The sequence below is a fragment of the Alienimonas chondri genome (genome assembly GCF_013036045.1).
In the GTDB taxonomy this organism is placed as follows: Bacteria; Planctomycetota; Planctomycetia; order Planctomycetales; family Planctomycetaceae; genus Alienimonas; species Alienimonas chondri.
Window position 1 is genome coordinate 1 of sequence record NZ_WTPX01000053.1, and the last position, 17979, is coordinate 17979.

General features: G+C 68.8%; 16 protein-coding genes and 1 pseudogene. 9 read left to right on the top strand and 8 right to left on the bottom strand.

Annotated elements, in window-relative coordinates; genetic code table 11:
- The 3 genes and pseudogenes from LzC2_RS09735 to LzC2_RS09745 form a co-directional block, all read right to left on the bottom strand.
- Positions 1–346, bottom strand: a pseudogene (locus LzC2_RS09735) (hypothetical protein); the annotation flags it as partial.
- Positions 339–1070: a Uma2 family endonuclease gene (locus LzC2_RS09740; RefSeq protein ID WP_171186323.1), complete on the bottom strand. Its 732-nt coding sequence runs from the start codon at positions 1068–1070 to the stop codon at positions 339–341. The gene LzC2_RS09740 and the pseudogene LzC2_RS09735, both read right to left, overlap by 8 nt.
- Positions 1071–1120: 50 nt before the next feature.
- Positions 1121–2164, bottom strand: coding sequence for a 3'-5' exoribonuclease YhaM family protein (locus LzC2_RS09745; RefSeq protein WP_171186325.1), 1044 nt, complete (start codon positions 2162–2164; stop codon positions 1121–1123).
- Between the two features lie 174 nt (positions 2165–2338).
- Between LzC2_RS09745 and LzC2_RS09750 the strand changes: the two genes are divergently transcribed.
- Both LzC2_RS09750 and LzC2_RS09755 read left to right on the top strand, forming a co-directional pair.
- On the top strand, positions 2339–2761 hold the full coding sequence (locus tag LzC2_RS09750) for a HesB/IscA family protein (RefSeq protein WP_171186327.1): 423 nt from the start codon (positions 2339–2341) through the stop codon (positions 2759–2761).
- A 192-nt stretch (positions 2762–2953) separates the two neighbouring features.
- Positions 2954–3445, top strand: a complete 492-nt coding sequence (locus LzC2_RS09755) for a YflT domain-containing protein (protein ID WP_171186329.1) — start codon at positions 2954–2956, stop codon at positions 3443–3445.
- Positions 3446–3464: 19 nt separating this feature from the next.
- Here the strand turns inward: LzC2_RS09755 and LzC2_RS09760 are convergent, their stop codons facing one another.
- Genes LzC2_RS09760 through LzC2_RS09770 form a run of 3 tightly spaced genes read right to left on the bottom strand, consistent with a single transcriptional unit; the run spans position 3465 to position 6507 of the window.
- Positions 3465–4211, bottom strand: a complete 747-nt coding sequence (locus LzC2_RS09760) for a hypothetical protein (RefSeq protein ID WP_171186330.1) — start codon at positions 4209–4211, stop codon at positions 3465–3467.
- On the bottom strand, positions 4208–5068 hold the full coding sequence (locus LzC2_RS09765; RefSeq protein ID WP_171186332.1) for an SMI1/KNR4 family protein: 861 nt from the start codon (positions 5066–5068) through the stop codon (positions 4208–4210). The genes LzC2_RS09760 and LzC2_RS09765 overlap by 4 nt, the downstream gene beginning before the upstream one ends.
- Complete coding sequence (locus LzC2_RS09770; RefSeq protein WP_171186334.1) at positions 5065–6507, bottom strand: glycosyltransferase family 4 protein; 1443 nt, start codon at positions 6505–6507, stop codon at positions 5065–5067. Before LzC2_RS09770 ends, LzC2_RS09765 begins: the two co-directional genes overlap by 4 nt.
- Before the next feature lie 303 nt (positions 6508–6810).
- Here LzC2_RS09770 and LzC2_RS09775 point away from each other — a divergent pair, with 303 nt between their 5' ends.
- The 3 genes from LzC2_RS09775 (at position 6811) to LzC2_RS09785 (ending at position 9295) form a co-directional block, all read left to right on the top strand.
- The gene (locus tag LzC2_RS09775; RefSeq protein WP_171186336.1) at positions 6811–8067 is read left to right on the top strand and encodes a sulfate adenylyltransferase; all 1257 of its coding nucleotides are present in this window, start codon (positions 6811–6813) and stop codon (positions 8065–8067) included.
- Positions 8068–8420: 353 nt separating this feature from the next.
- A complete protein-coding gene (locus tag LzC2_RS09780; protein ID WP_171186338.1) occupies positions 8421–8870 on the top strand; it encodes a hypothetical protein in 450 nt (149 codons plus the stop codon).
- Positions 8871–8920: 50 nt separating this feature from the next.
- Complete coding sequence (locus tag LzC2_RS09785) at positions 8921–9295, top strand: hypothetical protein (RefSeq protein WP_171186340.1); 375 nt, start codon at positions 8921–8923, stop codon at positions 9293–9295.
- A gap of 173 nt (positions 9296–9468) precedes the next feature.
- On the opposite strand, the gene LzC2_RS09790 is transcribed toward LzC2_RS09785, so the two are convergent.
- Positions 9469–10557 (bottom strand): hypothetical protein, encoded by a 1089-nt coding sequence (locus tag LzC2_RS09790; protein ID WP_171186343.1) that lies wholly within the window; start codon positions 10555–10557, stop codon positions 9469–9471.
- A gap of 87 nt (positions 10558–10644) precedes the next feature.
- Between LzC2_RS09790 and LzC2_RS09795 the strand changes: the two genes are divergently transcribed.
- Together LzC2_RS09795 and LzC2_RS09800 are read left to right on the top strand one after the other, a co-directional pair.
- A complete protein-coding gene (locus tag LzC2_RS09795; RefSeq protein WP_171186345.1) occupies positions 10645–12126 on the top strand; it encodes a sulfatase in 1482 nt (493 codons plus the stop codon).
- On the top strand, positions 12123–13166 hold the full coding sequence (locus tag LzC2_RS09800) for a hypothetical protein (RefSeq protein ID WP_171186347.1): 1044 nt from the start codon (positions 12123–12125) through the stop codon (positions 13164–13166). Before LzC2_RS09795 ends, LzC2_RS09800 begins: the two co-directional genes overlap by 4 nt.
- Position 13167: 1 nt before the next feature.
- On the opposite strand, the gene LzC2_RS09805 is transcribed toward LzC2_RS09800, so the two are convergent.
- Positions 13168–14619 carry a hypothetical protein gene (locus LzC2_RS09805; RefSeq protein WP_171186349.1) on the bottom strand — a complete coding sequence of 484 codons (1452 nt, stop codon included), beginning with the start codon at positions 14617–14619 and terminating at the stop codon, positions 13168–13170.
- 188 nt (positions 14620–14807) lie between these two features.
- Here LzC2_RS09805 and LzC2_RS09810 point away from each other — a divergent pair, with 188 nt between their 5' ends.
- The gene (locus LzC2_RS09810) at positions 14808–15791 is read left to right on the top strand and encodes a histone deacetylase family protein (protein WP_171186351.1); all 984 of its coding nucleotides are present in this window, start codon (positions 14808–14810) and stop codon (positions 15789–15791) included.
- A 162-nt stretch (positions 15792–15953) separates the two neighbouring features.
- Positions 15954–17870, top strand: a complete 1917-nt coding sequence (locus LzC2_RS09815) for a DUF1549 domain-containing protein (protein WP_171186353.1) — start codon at positions 15954–15956, stop codon at positions 17868–17870.
- Positions 17871–17979 lie beyond the last annotated feature (109 nt).

Here is a 17979-nt window from a genome sequence, read left to right on the forward strand (position 1 = left end):
CCGCCGGGCTGCGGACCGCGGAGGCGCTGTCGGTCCGAAACGGGGTCGCCCGGGTCCGCTCCGGGTCGAGCAGCGCCGCCACGCACCGCAGCCCGTTCCCACAGGCCGCCGCCGGGGCGCCGTCCGGGTTGAAGAACGCCACCGACGCCGCCGCGCCGGGCGTGCTCGGCGCCGTCAGCGAGACGAACCCGTCGACCCCGTACCACGCACAAACCGCCGCCGGATCGAGCATCTTGCCCTCCCCGTCAAACCGCCCCGCGAACCGGCCATCGTGCAGGGCGAAGGTATTGCCGGCCCCGTGCCAGAGGGCGACCGCGGGCGGGTCGTTGACCGAGGGATCACTCACCGGCGAGGCGGGTGGAGAAGAAGTCCACGGCGGCGAGTTGATAGCGGAGATCGCTCGCCGCAGGCAGCGTCAACGCCGCGTCCCAAACCATGTCGGGCGTGATGCCCGCGATCAGCTCGCTGGCGTCGATCTCCCGGTAGGCTCCGCCGGCCCCCCCCTCCAAACGAAGAAACGTCAGCCCGTTTTCTCCGTCGATCCGCCAGACCTCCGGCACGCCGACCGCCGCGTAGAGCGGCAGCCGATCGAGGACCGTGGCTGACACTTCGATTTCCAAAGCGAGGTCCGGCGGCGGCAGCTGCTCCGGCGAATGCCCGAGCAGCGAGCGGCGATCGAGTTCGACGTAGTACACGTGATCTGGTTCAAACCCGCGAGCCAGAGCCGCCCGGCGGTAGGTCGGGTTTCCCATCGACCGCAGATCAACCCCGACGGCATCAGCCGCGGCGGCCGTCAGCAAGGCGACGACGCATTTCAGATTCTCGTGCTGTGCGCCGGTCGTCATCAGTTGCAGAGTTCCCTTGTCATAGGTGACGAAGACGTGGCGGTTCGGCAAAGCGTCCGCGATCGCGACGTATTGGTCCCACGTCACGAAATCGAGTCGGAAGACTTGCTCCGCGGGGATCGGCCGGGGCGTCCAGGCCGGGGCGCCGGTCGTTTCCCCGGCCTCGGCCGTCGTGCGCGCAGCGAGCGTCTGGGGCGACTCGTCAAGAACGGCGGGGGCGGACATCGGGGGCGCTCACGGGGGAACTCGGGCAAGGAGAGTTTAGCAGAGGTGGTTCAGTCGGCATCCGGCAGGCCGCGGAAGATGGGTTTGCCGAATCGCTTATCGAACGGCGTGAACGGACCGTCGCCCGGCGCCCGCTTCAAACCGTCGGCGAGCATGTTGAATTTCGCGTCGAGTTCGTCCGCGTGCTGCACGATCAACGCCTCCGGCGTGTGCGGTTCGGCGGGGCTGCCGAACTCCCGAATGCCGTGATGAGAGACGATCACGTGTTCGGTTCGCAGCAATAATTCCGCGTCCGCCGGTCCGCCCTGCGGCCCAGCCTGCCCGGTTTGTTCAAAGGCGGCGGCAGCGGCCCGCAGCCAGTCGCGGCCGATCAGAATGTGGCCGATCAAGCGCCCCGACGACGTATATTCCGCCCCCGCCGGCGAGCCGTCGAGTTCCTCCAGCTTGCCGATATCGTGCAGCGCCGCCCCGGCGAGCGCCGCGTCGACGCACAGCGGCGGGCTCATCTCCGGGTACATGCCGGCGTATTTCTCGCACAACCACTGCGTCGTCCGCACCACGCTGAGCGTGTGCTCCAATAGTCCCCCGGCGAAGGCGTGATGATTGCGGTTCGCCGCCGGCCAGGTTTTGAAGGCCTCGGCTCGGTCGTTCAGCACCTTCAATACGACCGCCCGCAACGGACCGTCTTCGATCGCGTCGCCCAGCAGCGTCGTCAACGCCCGAAACATGTTCTCCGGATCGAATCGGCTGGTTTCGAAGAAGTCCGACTCTTTGAATCCCGCTTCCGCGTCCGTCGGCTGGACGGGCCGAATCTTGTCGAGGTTGAGCTGCGGACCGTAATTGTTCTCCTCGTACGTTCCGCGGAGTTTATAGAACGCTCCCTTCGTCCAGTTCGCCTCGCAGTCGGCGAAGTGGCCGGAGTCGCTCCAGACCATCACCGACGCTTCCCGATCGGCGTCGCGGAAGGTGCATTTATAGAAGGGCTTGCCGGCCTTGGTGACGTCCTGCTTTTTGGAGCTCAGCAGGGCGAAGACGTCCGCGGTCGCGCCGGGCTTCAGGTCGGATAATTTGGAGGGGGTGTCGGGGAACAGCATGGCACGCAAACGGGAGCGACGACGGGGGCGGAGGGCGAACGATCAGCGAGCAAACCGCAGGCGAACGGCCGGCCGAAGGGAACGGCGCCTTTCCGTTCCCCCGGTTGGGACCTAGACTACCGGACGCTGATCGCAGATCAGCCTCCCGTTTCTGTCCCAGTCGACCGGACCCCGATGCCCGCCACCGCCGAAGCCCCCCCCGTCACCGGCGAATCCGTCGCCCCCGAGTCCACCGTGCCGGCTGCCGCCGATCTGCCGACCGAAGGCTGCGTGACCGTCACCGAGGCCGCCGTCGGCGAAGTCCGCCGCGTGATTGAAGAGCAGGCCCTGCCCGCCTCCAGCGTGCTGCGCGTCGGCGTGTCCGGCGGCGGGTGCAGCGGGTTCTCCTACGCCCTCGGCTTCGACGACAGCGTCGACGAGTCGAAGGACGAGCTGTTCGTCCAGCACGGCATGGTCGTCGCGGTCCCCTACAAGTGCGGCCCGCACCTGGACGGCACCGTCATCGACTTCTACGCCGGCGTCGAGAAGCGCGGCTTCACCTTCGAGAACCCCAACGCTCGCAACACCTGCGGCTGCGGGTCCAGCTTCAGCGCCTAGGCGAGCGGCGGGCGTCAGCCCGCTGAGCGTTCGTTTGTTCAAGCGTTCGGTAACCGCCCGCGGCCCCGACGGGAAGATCCCCCGGGGCCGCGGGCGGTCCGCGTTCGTAGGGTGGGAACCGTAATTTCCCCCACCGAATCGCATCCCGTTCCGATGAGCACAGGCGTCGCCTCTCCGTCCCCCGCGCCCTCCATGGCCCCGGTTTCCAAGAATCCGCAGCGGATCGTCGGCAGCTTCCCGGACTACGCCGCCGCCCAGAAAGCGGTGGATTACCTCTCCGACGAGAAGTTCCCGGTCGAGCACGTGACGATCGTCGGTCGCGGGATGCAGTTCGTGGAGCAGGTCACCGGCCGCCTCAACTGGGGCCGGGCGTTTCTGAACGGCCTGTCGAGCGGGGCGATGACGGGGCTGTTCATCGGCCTGCTGCTGGCCCTGTTCTTCCCGGCGATCGAAGTCGAGAACGGCGCGGTCGTCCGTGAAGGCTTTAACTGGCCGCTGATCCTGTGGAGCCTCGCGATCGGGGCGGTGTTCGGCTCGGCGTTCGCGCTGATCGGCTACGCGATGACCGGCGGGAAGCGGGACTTCACCAGCGTCGGCGCGATGCGGGCGGAGACCTACGACGTGCTGGTCGACGCCGACCACGCCGACGAAGCGGAGCGCGTGCTGACCGGCCTGACGGCCTGAGCGGCTTGCGGAGGCCCGGTCACCGCATGACCGCGGCCCACGGCATCGCCGCCCGCACCTCCTCCGCACCGGCCCCGGTCGTCTCGGAGAGCAGGACGGTCGTCACCTGATCCAGCTCGGAGAGCAAGCTGAGACGTTCGTCGTTCAACTCGACGTGAGGCAGCGCCAACACTCGCAGCGACGGCACACGCGCAGCGATTCGCAGTTGATCCTCGACCTCGGGCTGCCAGGGGTCGCCATAGTACGACTCCCCATCAATCGACCATCGCCGCAGGTTGGGAAGGGTCGGAATCATGTCGAGCGCGTCCCGGGGAACGGACCGGGTGGTGACGAGTTCGGTGACGGCGGACATCCCGGCGATCGCGGCGAGCGTGTCGCGGGCCTTCTCCGGGCCGGTGCCCCCTTCGATCCGCACGTACCGTACCGCGCGGCCCTCCGCGGACGCTCCGTCGGGCGGCAGCAGGTCGACGCCGCTCGTGTCGCGAACCGCCGTGCAAATGGTTCGCACCGCCGACGGGCGCCGCGGGTTGTGATACTGCACCGCCACGCCCCACCCGAACCGGGCGTCGTCCGCGGCGGCGACCGCGTCGTCGTACTCGTCGGTCGCCGTCCGCACGCCGTGGAAGAACGCTGCCACGCCCACGGCCACCCACGCCGCTCGCCCCGCCCAGCGCAGGCCGCGACTCCAGCCGTGCCGCAGCGGTCGCTCGTCCCCGTCGGGAACCTCGGCGTCAGGGGGAGCGGTCGCGGGGAGATCGTCAGTCATGGGATCTGATGCGGCCGAGACAGATCGAACCCGCCGTCGGCAAACGCCGGGGCGTCGACCGGCAGGGATTCCAAGCGATCGGCGAGGGATTCCAGGTGTTCGACCCAACCCTGCGGCTCTCCGCCGCCGGTCAGAAAAGGGCGGGTTCCGGCGTCGCGGAGGATCGTCTCCAGGGTTCCGCTCCGTAGATCGACCAGCAGTTCGGGCCACTCTTTGTCCGGGCTGGACGAGTCCAACGCCCCGCCCCACCGGGGACCCAAGCGCCTCGCGTCTCCGCCCGGGCGTCTCGGGACCACGCCCAGTGAGAGCGGGGCGGACGGCAGTGCGGGAGCGTCGCGGTCCGCGTATTCCGACAGCGACCACCTATGGAACGTACGACGGTTCCAATACTTCACGCGCAAGCTCGCCTCCCGCACGGTGAACGGGCGGAACCAGCCGATCGGGGCGTGCGGCCCCTCGCCCGTGCCGCCGTACTTGGGGTAGTCCGCTCCGTCGTGCCGCTGCCAACTGGCAAGGATGTCCGGCGGGAGCGGGCGGGGCAGGCGGGCGTCCAGATCGGCCAACGCCGCCGAGTCAGCCGGCGGGCGGAGGAGGGCGAACGCCCGCGGCGCCTTCGCAGCGAGCTGCGTTTCGATTCGATCCCACGCCGCGTTCGTGCGAGCGGCGAGGGCGTCGGCTTCTTCGTCCGAGTATGTCCGGGGAACCACGCTCAGCGGTCCCGGCGGCGGCGGGTCGAGCGAGACCAACTCCCGCCCCGTCAGCCACCCGGCGCCCCACAGCGCCGCCCAACCGATCAGCGGCAACGAGAACCGCAGCAGGAAAACGCCCAACCGGCGGGGGCGAGCCGCGGCCGTCACGCCGCCGTCCGCGTCGCCTGCGGGGCCGCCGGGCGGTGATGCGACACGGGCGCCGAGCGACCGGAGAGGTCGCGGCAGAAGGCGTCCAACTGAGCGAGCCGGGCCGTCGGATCGCTGAGCGCCGCGGCACGGGCCGGGCCGAGGTCGCCGAGCCGACGACGGCGGGCGGGATCGACGATCAGCGTTCGCAGCGCCTTCGCGACCGCGGTGGCGTCGATCCCGGTCAACAGCCCCGCGGACTCCCCACGCTCCCGGTTCGCCCCGCTGCCGGTTCCGGCGGCGCGGCGCTGTTTGAGAATTTCCCGCCCCCCGCCGGTCGCCGTCGTCACCACGGGGCAGCCGGCGTATAGGGCTTCGACGAACACCAACCCGAACGGCTCCGGCCCCGTGTTCGGCTGACAATATACGTCCGCGGCGGCCATCATCTCCGGCATATCGTCCCGGTGTCCCAGCCACCGGAGACGATCGGCGATCCCCAATCGCTCGGCCTGGGTCTTCAACTTCGCCACGCGGCGCTTCTCCGCGGGGAGTTGGGCATCGCCTGCGATCGCGCAGCTCCAGGGACGCTCCGCGATCGTCGAATCGGCCGCCAGCAGACTCAGGGCGTCCATCAGCAGGGCGTGGCCCTTCCAGGGCACGAACCGGGCGGCGATGAAGATCAACGTCTCCTGGTCGCAGACCCCCAGCGAGGCCCGCGCCTCCGCCCGCCGGTCTGCCGTCACCGGGGAAGGCGGCGTGACCGGGCAGCGAAGCACCACGCCCCGCTCGCCCGGGACGTGCAGCCCCTCCAGCAAGGCCCGGGAGGCCGGCCGGTCATGGACGAAGTCGCTGTTGAAGATCACCCCGTCCCCGCCGACGCCCAGCGCCCGGCGATACGTCCAGTGGGAGGCGTCCGGGTCTTCATGCAGCCACAGCGCCCGCGGCGTCCCCCCGCTTGTCTTCTCTCTGGCCTTCGCTCCGCCGCCCAACAGGCCTAGCGACCAAAACCCGTGGAACAGAACCACGTCGTACGGATCGCCCGCGGCCGTCGCGGCCCGCAGCGCCGCCGCCAAACGCCGCCGCGCCCGCATCCCCGACCACGGCGCCAGCCGGCGGACAGGGCCGAGATCGACCACCTCCGCCCCGCGTTTCCGCAGCCGTTCGGACAACCGCCCCTGAAAGCAGAGGGCGAAGTCCTGCCTCAAGCCGGGCGTTCCCTCCCCCAGGTCGTTCCCGTGGGCGAGCAACGTTTCCAGCAACCGCTCCACGCCGCCGTACAGGTTCCCGCTGTGCACGTGCAATAAGCGAAGCGGTCGGTCGTCCCCCTCCGCAGACGCCGTCGGGCGCCGCTCGATCCCGTGATCGTCCGCGGACTGTTGGTCCGGGGGCTTAGCTTCGGACTCCGGCGCCGGAGCGTCGACGTCCGTCCCGGCGAGGACCTCCGTAGACGGTGCGAACATACCGGGTGGAAAAGATCAAGGCGGGAACGGCGCCGGGGGCGAATCCCTTCAATCGAACGGCCGAAACGCAGACCGTCCGCGGACTCCGCGCGGGGACCGTAATTCTAACCGAAGGCGGAGCGTTCTGAACCTCTCGCCCGACCGCAGCGGGGGAAACCGGCCGAATCAACGCCCCTCAGCAAGCCGCGATCGGATTCCGCCCCGCGCCCGCGCCCGGACTCCCGCGCCCTTGAAGCCCCGCCGTCGGTCCCGCACACTCCCGCGCTCAATCCGTACTGTCCCCGCGACCCGCACGCTGCTGTTATGGCCGACCTCATCCCCCCCCACGGCGGCCTGACCGAGCCCGTCGATCGCACCGTCCCCGCCGCCGAAGTCGAGGACTTCAAGAAGGCCGCCGCGGATCTGCCCAAGGTGCCCGTCAGCGCCGCGGATCTTTCCACCGTCTATCGCATCGCCGACGGCACGCTGTCGCCCCTGACCGGGCCGATGACGAAGGCCGTGTACGACAAGGTGCTCTCCGACAGCGTCATCACCCATAATGGGTTCGATTACGCCTGGACGATCCCGCTGGCCTTCCCGCTGACCGCGGACCTGGCCACCACCGTCCTCGCCGGCCAGACCGTCGCCCTGACCAACCCGGACGGCGAAGTCGTCGCCACGGTCGACGTCGAGGACGTCTACCCGTGGGACAAAGCCGAATACGTCAAAGGCGTCTACGGCACCGACCGCACCGATCACCCCGGCGGCGCCATGGTGATGGAGCAGGACGCCGATAAAACGCACCTGTTCGGCGGGACGATCCGCGTTCTTCCCCAGCCGAAGAACCCCTCCTTCGGCCAGTACGTCCTGACTCCGAAAGAGGTGCGGGCGTTGGTCGCGGAGAAGGGCTGGGACGCCGTCGTCGGCTTCCAGACCCGCAACCCCCTGCACCGCGCCCACGAGTACGCGATGGTGTACGGCCTGGAAACGCTGCTCCGCGAGGGCAAGAACGCCGGCGCCGTGCTGAACCCGCTGGTCGGCGAGACGAAGAGCGACGACGTCTCCGCGGAGATCCGCATGCAGACCTACGAACAGCTGATCGCCGACAAGGGCCTCGGCGAAGGCGACAGCGACGCCGAGCTGTGGGCGAAGGTCGGCGGCGAGGTCAGCGACCGCGTCGTCCTGCTGGGCTTGGACATGAAGATGTTCTACGGCGGCCCGAAGGAAGCCGTGATGCACGCGATTTACCGGCAGAACATGGGCCTGACGCACATCGTCATCGGCCGCAAACACGCCGACGCCCCCTTCGCCGACGGCACGGCCATCTGGGGCGACTTCGACGCGCAGGAGATCTTCGAGAACCTGAACGGCGAATTGAAGATCCAGCCCATCAAAGTCGGCTTCGCCGCCTACTACGAGTCGATGGGCCGCGTGGATCTGATGGAGAACCACAGCGATGAAAAGCCGGTCTTCATCTCCGGCAAACAGGTCCGCGCCACCCTGCAGCAGGGCGAACAGGTCGACGAACGCATCATGCGCCCCGGCACCAGCAAGATCCTGGCCGAAGCGATGAAGGCGTAGTTCGCACGCGTCGAACAATGACCTCCACGTCGTAACGCCGAGGCCCCGCGGGGCCTCGGCGTTCTTCTTGCCTCGGGACACAACCAAGCATTTTGGAGAGCGAATCGCGGCGGTTCGCGGCGATCAATGGACCTCACAAATTCACCCGCCGCCCCGTCTCATCGGTATACTGAACAGTGAGAGCACAGCCATCGCCAATGAACGCATGAGCGACCCCACACCCCGCCGCCGCGGCGCCCGCACCCTCGCCGTCTATCCCGCTTCTGAGCAGGGGGCGGAGGAGCGAGCCTGGTGGCGGGCAAGGACCGGCACGGAGCGACTCGAAACACTCGAACTATTGCGGTCGGCCCGACATGGCGAACGCCCCATTCCCGTCCGACTTTCAAGAGTTTTTGAGTGCGTGCAACGCAGCGGGAGTTGAGTACCTGCTGATCGGCGGCTACGCCGTGACCTATCACGGCTATCCTCGCTACACGGCTGATATGGACGTCTGGGTCCGTTCCGACCCTGCGAACGCCGCCCGCGTGGTTGATGCCCTCGACAGATTTGGGTTCGCGGACGCCGGGGCCACTGCGGACATGTTCCTGAAGCCGGATCAAATCGTCTGCCTCGGCGTCGAACCGCTGCGGTTGGAGTTGTTTACCACAATCCCTGGCGTTGAGTTCGAGGACTGTTGGGCGAGCCGCGTCGTTCAGGAGTACGACGACCTGTCCGTCCCGATCATCAGTCGCGATGACCTACTCAAAAACAAAGCGGCCTCCGGGCGCCCCAAAGACCTGATCGACGTGGAAGCTCTGGAGTAAAGGCCCCGCCTTGCCCCGAGCAGCGCCGCATCACTTTCAGAACAAACGCCATGGGTGTTTTTGTAAGCGTTTGTGGTTGGATTGAAACCAATAGTGAACAAGTCCCGCTTGTCCGCCGCGTCATCGAGGACGACGTCGACGGGGTCGGCTCCAATAACGCCAGCTGGCATATCCCGGAAACCGGCGGCGGCTATAGCCGGTTCCTGTTCTTCGGATGTACCGTCAGAGCCTACTGCGTCGACGATCTTCGTAATCAAGTCCGCAGAATCACCGAGTCCGTAAAGACGTACGACGGCGAATATACGGATTTCCCTCAAGGAGAATTCGTGCTGGAGCACGAGGGACATGAAACTGAACCGGAGCGGTATCCGCTGGTTCGCTGGCGGTTCAGTCACGGCGCGTTCGTTGAGAGCGAGTCGGCGTAAGTGGCGGGTGACGCACGACCTCGGCGAGCGGGGCCGCGTTGTCCTTCATGCTCACCCGCCTCCGCGGACGCTCCGGCGTGAGAGCATGGCACACGGGATCAGCTCGTACGCCGAAGCCCTTACGCGGCAATCAGCGCTCACAAGAGACGTCCCGGGCCCGCCTGCTGACTCATTCAACCCTCAACCGGCATCGTCACCAGCGGGCGGTCGGCGACGATGTCCTGCAGCAGCGGTTCGTACAGCTCGCGGGCGGCGGTGCGGACGGCGGTCATGGCGGGTTCGCGGCCGGTCGCGGACTCCGTGCCGGTGTACAGCTTGAACCAGAGACGCAGCGTCTCCTCGGTGGTCGCGGTCTCGGCGGCGGTCTTCAAACGCTCGACCTCCGCGGGGACCAGCGCGTGGGCGAAGGCGAGGGCGGCGAGTTCGTCGGTCGCCAGCGGACGCAGGGCGTCGGCGTCGTCCGGGGCGAAGGAATCGGAGAGCAGTTCGCCGCCCCGCTCGCCGAAGCCGGCGCCCAGCAGACCGCCGGTTAGCCCGCCGATCGCTCCGCCGATGAAGGTGCCGAAGATCGGCACGATGCTGCCCACCGTCGCTCCGACCGCGGCGCCCGCGGCGGCTCCTGCCGCTCCCCCGGCGGCGCCGGCGCCGGCCTCGAACAGATCCTTCGTCGCCTGTCGGTAAGAGGTCTCGCCGGTCACGAGGGCGCGATACACGCTCGGCCCGGCGGCGAACATCAGCACCGCCGGGTTCTTGCCGACCACCGCCTGGGCCAGCCGCTTGACCGCCTTCCCCTTCGCCGTGCCCCACGCCCAACCGACCGCCCCGCCCACCGCGGACCCCGCCCCCACGACCGCCGAACCGAGCGTGTCCGCCCAACTGTCGGCGGTGTCCTCGCTCTCGTCGGCGACGGCGTACGCGCCCGCCCAGACGGTCTGAGCATGACGGATCGCCGCCGTCACCCCCTTCGGCGATCGGCAGCCGACGCGGCCGGTCGCGGCGTCATAGGTCAGCGCCTCGATCTTCCCCCCGCGGGCCAGGTTCGCGGCCTGCTCGTGCGTGTAGGCTCCCTGCGCGACCAGCGGTTCGGCGTCCTCGGGAGAGGTGTGCGTGCGCTCGGCGAGCTGGCGGACGGAATCGTCCCGCTGTCCGACGGGCGCTTCGATCGGCGCCTCAGCGCTCGGCGGGGGATCGCCGTCGAGAGCAGCGGCGACGGTGGTCTCCGGATCGGAGCCGTAAAACGAGCGGGGAGCGGGCGTGGACATTCCCCGAGACTACCGATTCCGCCCCGCGTCGCGGCGGGACATCGCCCGGTAGGATGCCCGGGATCGCCCCCGCATGAATCGACATCGATGAACGCCGCCCGACGAGCCCGCATCTCCATTCTGGCCGCGATCGCGTCGCTGGCCGTCTCCGTCTGCGACGCCGCGGCGGCGGAGGAGCCGACGCGGCCGAACGTGCTGTTCATCGCGGTCGACGATCTGGCCTGTTCGCTCGGCTGCTACGGAGACGCGATCGCCCGAACGCCGCATCTCGATCGCCTCGCGGCGGAGGGGACGTGCTTTCTGAACGCCTACAATCAAATCCCGCTCTGCAACCCGTCGCGGGCCTCCGTGATGACGGGACGACGGCCGGACGACATCAAAGTGTACGACCTCGATCGTCACTTCCGCGACGAACTGCCGAACGTCGTCACGCTGCCGCAGGCGTTTCAGAACGCGGGCTATTTCGCGGCGCGGGTCGGCAAGATTTATCATTACAACGTCCCGGCCTCGATCGGGACCGACGGCTTCGACGATCCGCCGTCCTGGAATCGCGCGATCAACCCCTTCGGCCGAGATAAAACGGACGAGGCGCTGGTCTTTAATGCGGAGCCGCATCGGCAGATCAGCGGGGCGCTCAGTTGGCTGGCGGCCGACGGCGCCGACGAGGAGCAGACCGACGGCCTGATCGCGAGCCAGGCGATCCGGTTGATGCGAGAGAAACGGGACGAACCGTTCTTCCTCGGCGTCGGCTTCTTCCGCCCGCACACGCCGTACGTCGCCCCGAAGAAGTACTTCGACCTCTACCCCCTCGAATCGCTGCGTCTCCCGTACGCCCCGGCGGGCGATCGGGAGGACGTGCCGACGGCCGCGTTCGCTCATAACAACCCCGTGCCGAACTACCGCCTCGACGAACCGACGCTGTTGCGGGCCGCGCAGGCGTATTACGCCTGCGTCTCGTTCATCGACGCGCAGGTCGGGCGACTATTAAGCGCCTTGGAGCAGCACGGATTGGCGGAGAACACGATCGTCGTGCTGTGGAGCGACCACGGCTATCACCTCGGCGAGCACGACGGCGTCTGGCAGAAGCGAACCCTCTTTGAGCAGGGCGCCCGTGCGCCGCTGATTGTGCGCGTCCCCGATCAAGCCGCGGCGGGCGCCTGCCGGCGGGTCGTGGAATTCGTCGATATTTACCCGACCCTGACCGACCTTGCCGGGATCGAAGCGCCGGCCGGGTTGGCGGGCCGCAGTCTGCGACCGCTGATCGACGACCCGACCGCCGCGTGGGACGGGGCCGCCGTCACGCAGGTGCTCCGCCCCGCCGACGACCGCCTGCCGGAGCAGGTGATGGGGTGCAGCATTCGGACGGAACGCTATCGCTATACGGAGTGGGGCGCTGGGAAATACGGCGTGGAACTCTACGACCACGGCGCCGACCCGCAGGAGTTCAATAATCTCGCCGTCGACCCCGACGCCCGGGCCGCGGCGGTCATCAACGCCCTGCAACCGCTGCTGCGCTCAAAGGCCTCCGGGGCGACGCCCACGGTTCCGGTCAATCCGGCCCGCCTGTGATCGCTCACTCGAATCCAACCGACGGCGAGACGTTGGCGACGGCCGACCGGTGCGGTTCTGCGGGGGAACGCCGGGCCGACGACGAGCCCGGGCTGGAACGAACCGAGAATCGCGATCGAATGTGGCTGGGCGAACGCCGGGGGAACGCCGTCGATTGGTCGACCCAATTGTGGGTGCGACTGACGGGCCGACGCGTGGATCTGGCCGCGGAGCCGTGGCTGGACAGCCCGGTCGGCCCGACGCGGGGGATCGGGCCGGACTTCCTGGATCGATGGGCGAGCGAGGAGGGACTGACGCTCACGCGGGGCGGCGCCGGGCTGCTGCCGTCCTTTCAAGAGCTGGCCGGGTCGACGTTCGATCCGGCCGCGGTCGATCCCGCGATCGGGGAGTTTTACGAACGCACCGCGGACTTCGACGTCGATTTATGGTCGGAGTGGAGCGGGCTGTTCAAGCTGTTCGGCTGGCTCGTCGCGGCGCTGTTCAGTCGCCGGCTCCGACAGCTCAACCTGCCGCTCTCGCCCCTCGACGCCAGTCACGGGATGACCAGCGAGATCGTGCGGGTCGCCGACGACAAAACCGGCGCCGTGCGGGCGAACGCCTGGGTGCGGAGCCTGGTGAAAACGGGCCGAATCACCTACGTCGGCAGCTATTCGATCGCTCGCCCACCGGGCGCCGCGGGACCGTGCGTGAAGACGGCGTTCCCGCTGCCCAACGGCGCCGCGGTCGTGTTCCTGCGGCCGGAGGCGCGGGCGGACGGTTCGCTCGTGCTGCTGTCGGAGGGCGCAGGCTTCGGCGACGCCGGGTTCTATTTCACCGTGCATCGCCCCGACGGGTCGGTCGTCGCGCGCCGGCTGCAATGCTTCCGGGAACGGATTCACGTCTACCCCGCCAGCGACGGGGAAGGCGGCGGCGACTTGCGGGCAGATCACACGATGACGCTGTGGGGGCTGCGCTGCCTGCACCTCCACTACCGCTTGCGACAAAAGGCCGGCGGCTGGTCGGCGGGGGACCGAGCCGCCGGGGGGCACGCCGAGACCTGACTCACCCCGCGGGGTCGGCGCCGACGCCGGCGTTGGCGAGTAGGTCGGCGGGGATTGGGGTCCAACGACTGACGGGAGTCGTGAAATCTTGGCCCGCCACGTGCTTCACCAGCGGGTGCAATCGGCCGTAGGCCGCCAGCAGTTCCGAGGGGACGGAGGTGCCCGAGAGGATCGCGCCGCTCTGCAGGCGGTCCGCTTCGCTGGGGGCGACCGGTTTGAAGGCGAACTCCAGCGTGCGGAAGTTCTCCACATGCTCGGTGGAAGGACGGGCGTTGTAGGACCGCGCCATCGACCGGCCGAGATCCTCCAGAGCTTTGGGCAGGGCGGATTTCACGTCGGCGGGCACGCTGGGCAGACGGACGATCGCGGCGGCGGCCCGGGTGCGCGCCTCGAACGGGCGGGATTCGTCGGTCAGCGCAGTCATCAGATCGGTTCCGAGCGACGCTTCCCGCAGGTTCATGCGAGCCGTCGCGGTCGCCAGGCCGCCCTGCATCCAGCCGGGATACTCCGGGTGGGCGGCGAGGTCCGAGGCGAACAGCTTGGCCGCCTCGAACTGCAGGTTGCCCGGCACGTTGCGGCCGTTCTCCGCGACGAAGGCGATCGCCTGCGCGGCCTGATACTTCACGGCCAGCTCGGGCGTTTCGTCGCCGGTCGCTTTATAAATCTCCAGCAGCTGGGCGATTCCCGGTCCGTATCGCTTGAACGGGCTGGCGCCGCCGCCGTCGCCGGCGACCTCCAAACGGCTCAAGACTTTAATCGCCTGAGTCCGCAGGACGAGGTGATTGTCCTTCAGCTTGACCAGTTCCGCGACGAGGATCGGGAACGTCGCCAGCTTGGCGCTCTCGACGTTCCGGCCGCCCCGGGGCGGGCCGATATAGTTGTTCGCGTCGCGGAGCAGCTCGGTGACGACTTTGTCCAAAGCGGCCCGGTCTTCCACCATCGTGCGGGGTTCGGGCGGCTCGGCGTCCTCTTCCTCCTCGTCCTCATCCACCTCCGGCAGGGGAGCCATGCCGGCCAGTTGAGCGACCCGCCACTTCGCCCAGTTTTGGATCACCTCTTTGTTGGCCGCGTTCGTCGGCCCGGCTTCCAGCGCGTCGCGGTAGCGGGCGCGGAGGACGGCGGCGCCGAGTTCCTCCAACTCCGCTTCGCTCATCAAGGGCGTGACGGTGGTGAAACTGGCGGGCTTCGCCGGCGGCGGTTGGATGCCGCGGGGCAACGCGGGACCGGTCTTCGGACCGGCGTCGTCGGGGGCGGCCTCATCGGGGACGGCGTCCGCTTCGGCTTCCGCTTCAACCTCGGCCCCCAATTCCTCCGCCGGTCCCGGGGGGGCGTCGTCCTGTCGGGCGGACGCGGCGGGCGTGAGGACCGCCAACAGCCCCAGCGCAACCGCCGAGATCGAAGCGGACCGGACGCCGCGAACGGGCGACGGCAGGCGGAGCGAAGGACGACGCATGGGGGACCTCGAAGCGGGCGGCGGAGCGCCGCACACGGCGGCAACCGGCTAATCTTCCGGTCGACTAGTCTCCGAGCCAACCGCGCTGCGGTCAACGTCCCTCCGCTCGCCCGACCGGATCGCCGACGGTTCGTTCCGCCGCGTCCGTTGAATCCACGTTTCCGGTCCATCGGTTCCCGCCCGCCCGCATGAACCTGCTCTTCCACACCCCCGGTCACGCCGAGCACGACCCCACGGCGCTCAGCCCCGGCCATCCGGAGCGGCCCGCCCGGCTGGAGGCGCTCACGCCGGTCCTCGAGCAAGCGGTCGGAGCTCATGCCGAAAGCGGGACGTGGGCGAAGCGGGAACACGCCCCCGCGACCGACGAGGCGCTCGCTCGGCTGCACACCGTCGCCCATCTGGAATGGCTGGAAGGACTTGCGGCGAACGGCGGAGGGCTGACGGAACCGGACACCCCGGTCCTCGCCGGCTCGATGTCCGCCGCTCGCAGCGCGGCCGGGGCCGGCCTTGCCGCGGTGGACGCGGTGTTGACGGAACCGGAGGCGACGCGGGCCTTCTGCGCGGTCCGCCCTCCGGGCCATCATGCCCGGCCGTTCACGGATCGGGGAGCGATGGGGTTCTGCCTGCTGGCGAACGCCGCCCTCGCCGCCGCTCATGCGCGGGCGGTCCACGGGCTGGCTCGCGTGCTGATGATCGACTTCGACGTGCACCACGGCAACGGCACGCAGGACGCTTTCTACGCCGATCCCAACGTCCACTTCCTCAGCCTGCACCGCTTCCCCTTCTACCCGGGCAGCGGAGCGAAGGATGAAACCGGCGCCGGCGCCGGCCTCGGTGCGACGCGCAACCTGCCGATCGCGTTCGGCACGCCGGCCGACACGATCGTCGGCCGGTTTTGCATCGCGCTGGGCGATGTGGCGGACGTCTGCAAGCCGGAGTTGGTGATCCTCTCCGCCGGCTTCGACGCCCGCCGAGGCGATCCCGTCGGCGATCTGGGGTTGGAATTGGAGCACTTCGCCGCGATGACCGCTGCGGTCGTCGCGATCGCCGAGGCCCACGCCGGCGGGCGGGTCGTCAGCCTGTTGGAAGGGGGCTACGACCCGGCCCAACTGGCCGAGGGCGTGGAGACGCACCTCGCCGCGCTCGCCGCCGACGAACCGTCGTCAGAATGACCTCAGTGCGAAAATGAGACACCGCATCGAGGGGAATCTTGTCGTAGGTCGGCCGATTTTGATGCGAGCGGAACATTTTCTGCGTCACTGTTCAGTCCGGCGCGGGTTGAATAGGGAGACCGAGCGTTCTCGGGCCCCCTTCCTCCCGCCCCCGTGCCGTCGATGCGTCCGTCGCTGATCCCTCTCGGGTTACTCCTCACGCTGGCGACCCCGGTCCTGACCGGGCCGGCGAGCGCGGCGGAGCCGTCGGAGGCGGGGCGATTCGGCGTGGAGGGAGCGATCTCCGCGGAGCGTTCCGCCGCCGCGGTGGATAAGGCGGTGGAGGCGTATCTGTCCGACGAGGCGCTCTCGCCGGCGCCGGCGGCGAACGACGACGACCTGCTGCGCCGGCTGACGCTGGACGTCGCCGGCCGCCTGCCCACCGTGGAGGAGCAGATCGCGTTCGCGAAGCAGGGCGGTTCCGATCTCGACCGCCGCGCCGCGGCCCTCGATCGCCTGTTGCAGGATCCGGGCTATGCGGCGAATTGGTCGGCGTATTGGCGGGACGTAATCTTCAAGCGGGCCACGGATCAGCGCGCCGCCCGGACCGATCACGTCTTCGAAACGTGGATGACGGAGCAACTCGCCTCCGGCGCCGGCTGGGACGACATCGCGTCAGACCTGATGACCGCCACCGGCCCGGTCGGCGAGAACGGGGCGACCGGGCTGATCTTCGCCCAGGCCGCCAGCGGCGGCGAAGTCGCCGCGGAGTCCAGCCGGATCTTCCTCGGCATCCAGATCCAGTGCGCGGAGTGCCACGACCACCCGTACGACCGCTGGCAGCGCGAGGACTTCCACGCCTTGGCGGCCTACTTCCCCCGCATCCGGCTGCGTCGGTTCGATATCCCCAACACCAAAACGCCCAACGGCCAGCCGCGTCGGTCCTTCGAGGTCGTCGCGGTGGACGCCCCCGGGGGCGACCGCGAGCAGGCGGAGAAGGCCGTCAAACGCCTGCGGGACTCTCTGATGCGCCGGTTCAAATTCGTCGATGCCAACAAGGACGGCGGGCTGTCGGTCGAGGAATTGCAGAACACCCCCGCCAAGCGCCGGGCCGACCGCATCCTGCAATTCGCGGACGCCGACGGCGATAAGAAGCTGAGCCTCACGGAAGTCCGCAAGCTGGACGTGCCCCCGGGCCTGCTGACCAACAGTCGGGCCGGCGAACATCTGATGCCGGACCTGGAGAACCCCGAGGAACCCGGCACGCTGATCGATCCGCGGTTCTTCCTGACCGACCAGGAATTGAAGGGCGGACTGCCGGATGATCGCCGTCGCCAAGCGGCCGCCTCCCTCATCACGCACAACGAATGGTTCGCCAAGGCGGCGGTCAATCGCGTGTTCACGCAGTTGACCGGGGAAGGCTTTTATACGCCCGTGGACGACATCGGCCCGGACCGCTCCGTGCGGCTGGAGAAGGCGTTGATCGTCCTGTCCGAAGGCTTCGAGGCGAACGACTACGACCTGCGGTGGCTGATCCGGGCGATCGCGTTGACGGACCTGTACGGCCGGACGATCGATTCGGCCGCGCCGGAGTTCGTCTCCGCCCGGCCGATCCGGCTGCGGGCGTATCAGATCTTCAACAGCGTCGCCCACGTCGCCGGCGGCGGGGATTACGACCGCGGGCTGGAGCTCATGAGCGGCAACGGGCGGAACGTCCGTCGTCGGCCGACCGGGTACGGCACGACGCCGGACAATCGTCCGCCGGCCTCCCGGCTGTTGGAGGCCACCTTCGGCTACGACCCCAGCACCGACCGCGAGGATCTCAACGGCGACATCCCGCAGGCGCTGGCGTTGATGAACGGCCAATTGACGGCCCGCCTCGCGGCGGCGAACGGCCCGCTGGCGAAGGTGCTGTATGAGAACCCCAGCGACGTGCACGCCGTCCGGGCGTTGTATCGCCTGATTCTCGTCCGCGAACCGACCGACGCCGAACGCGAAGTCGCCGTGGAGCACGTCGGGAACGCCTCGGACCGGGCGACCGGCTTCGAGGATCTCACCTGGGCCCTGTTGAACGGAGCGGAGTTTCTGACGCGACGGTAGATCGACGCCGTGTGCCATGCTCTCACGCCGCAGCGGAGCGTCAGCGAAGCGGAGGCGGGTGAGCATGCGAGCGGCTCCCGCCCCTGCTCCACGAACCACGTCCCCCTCC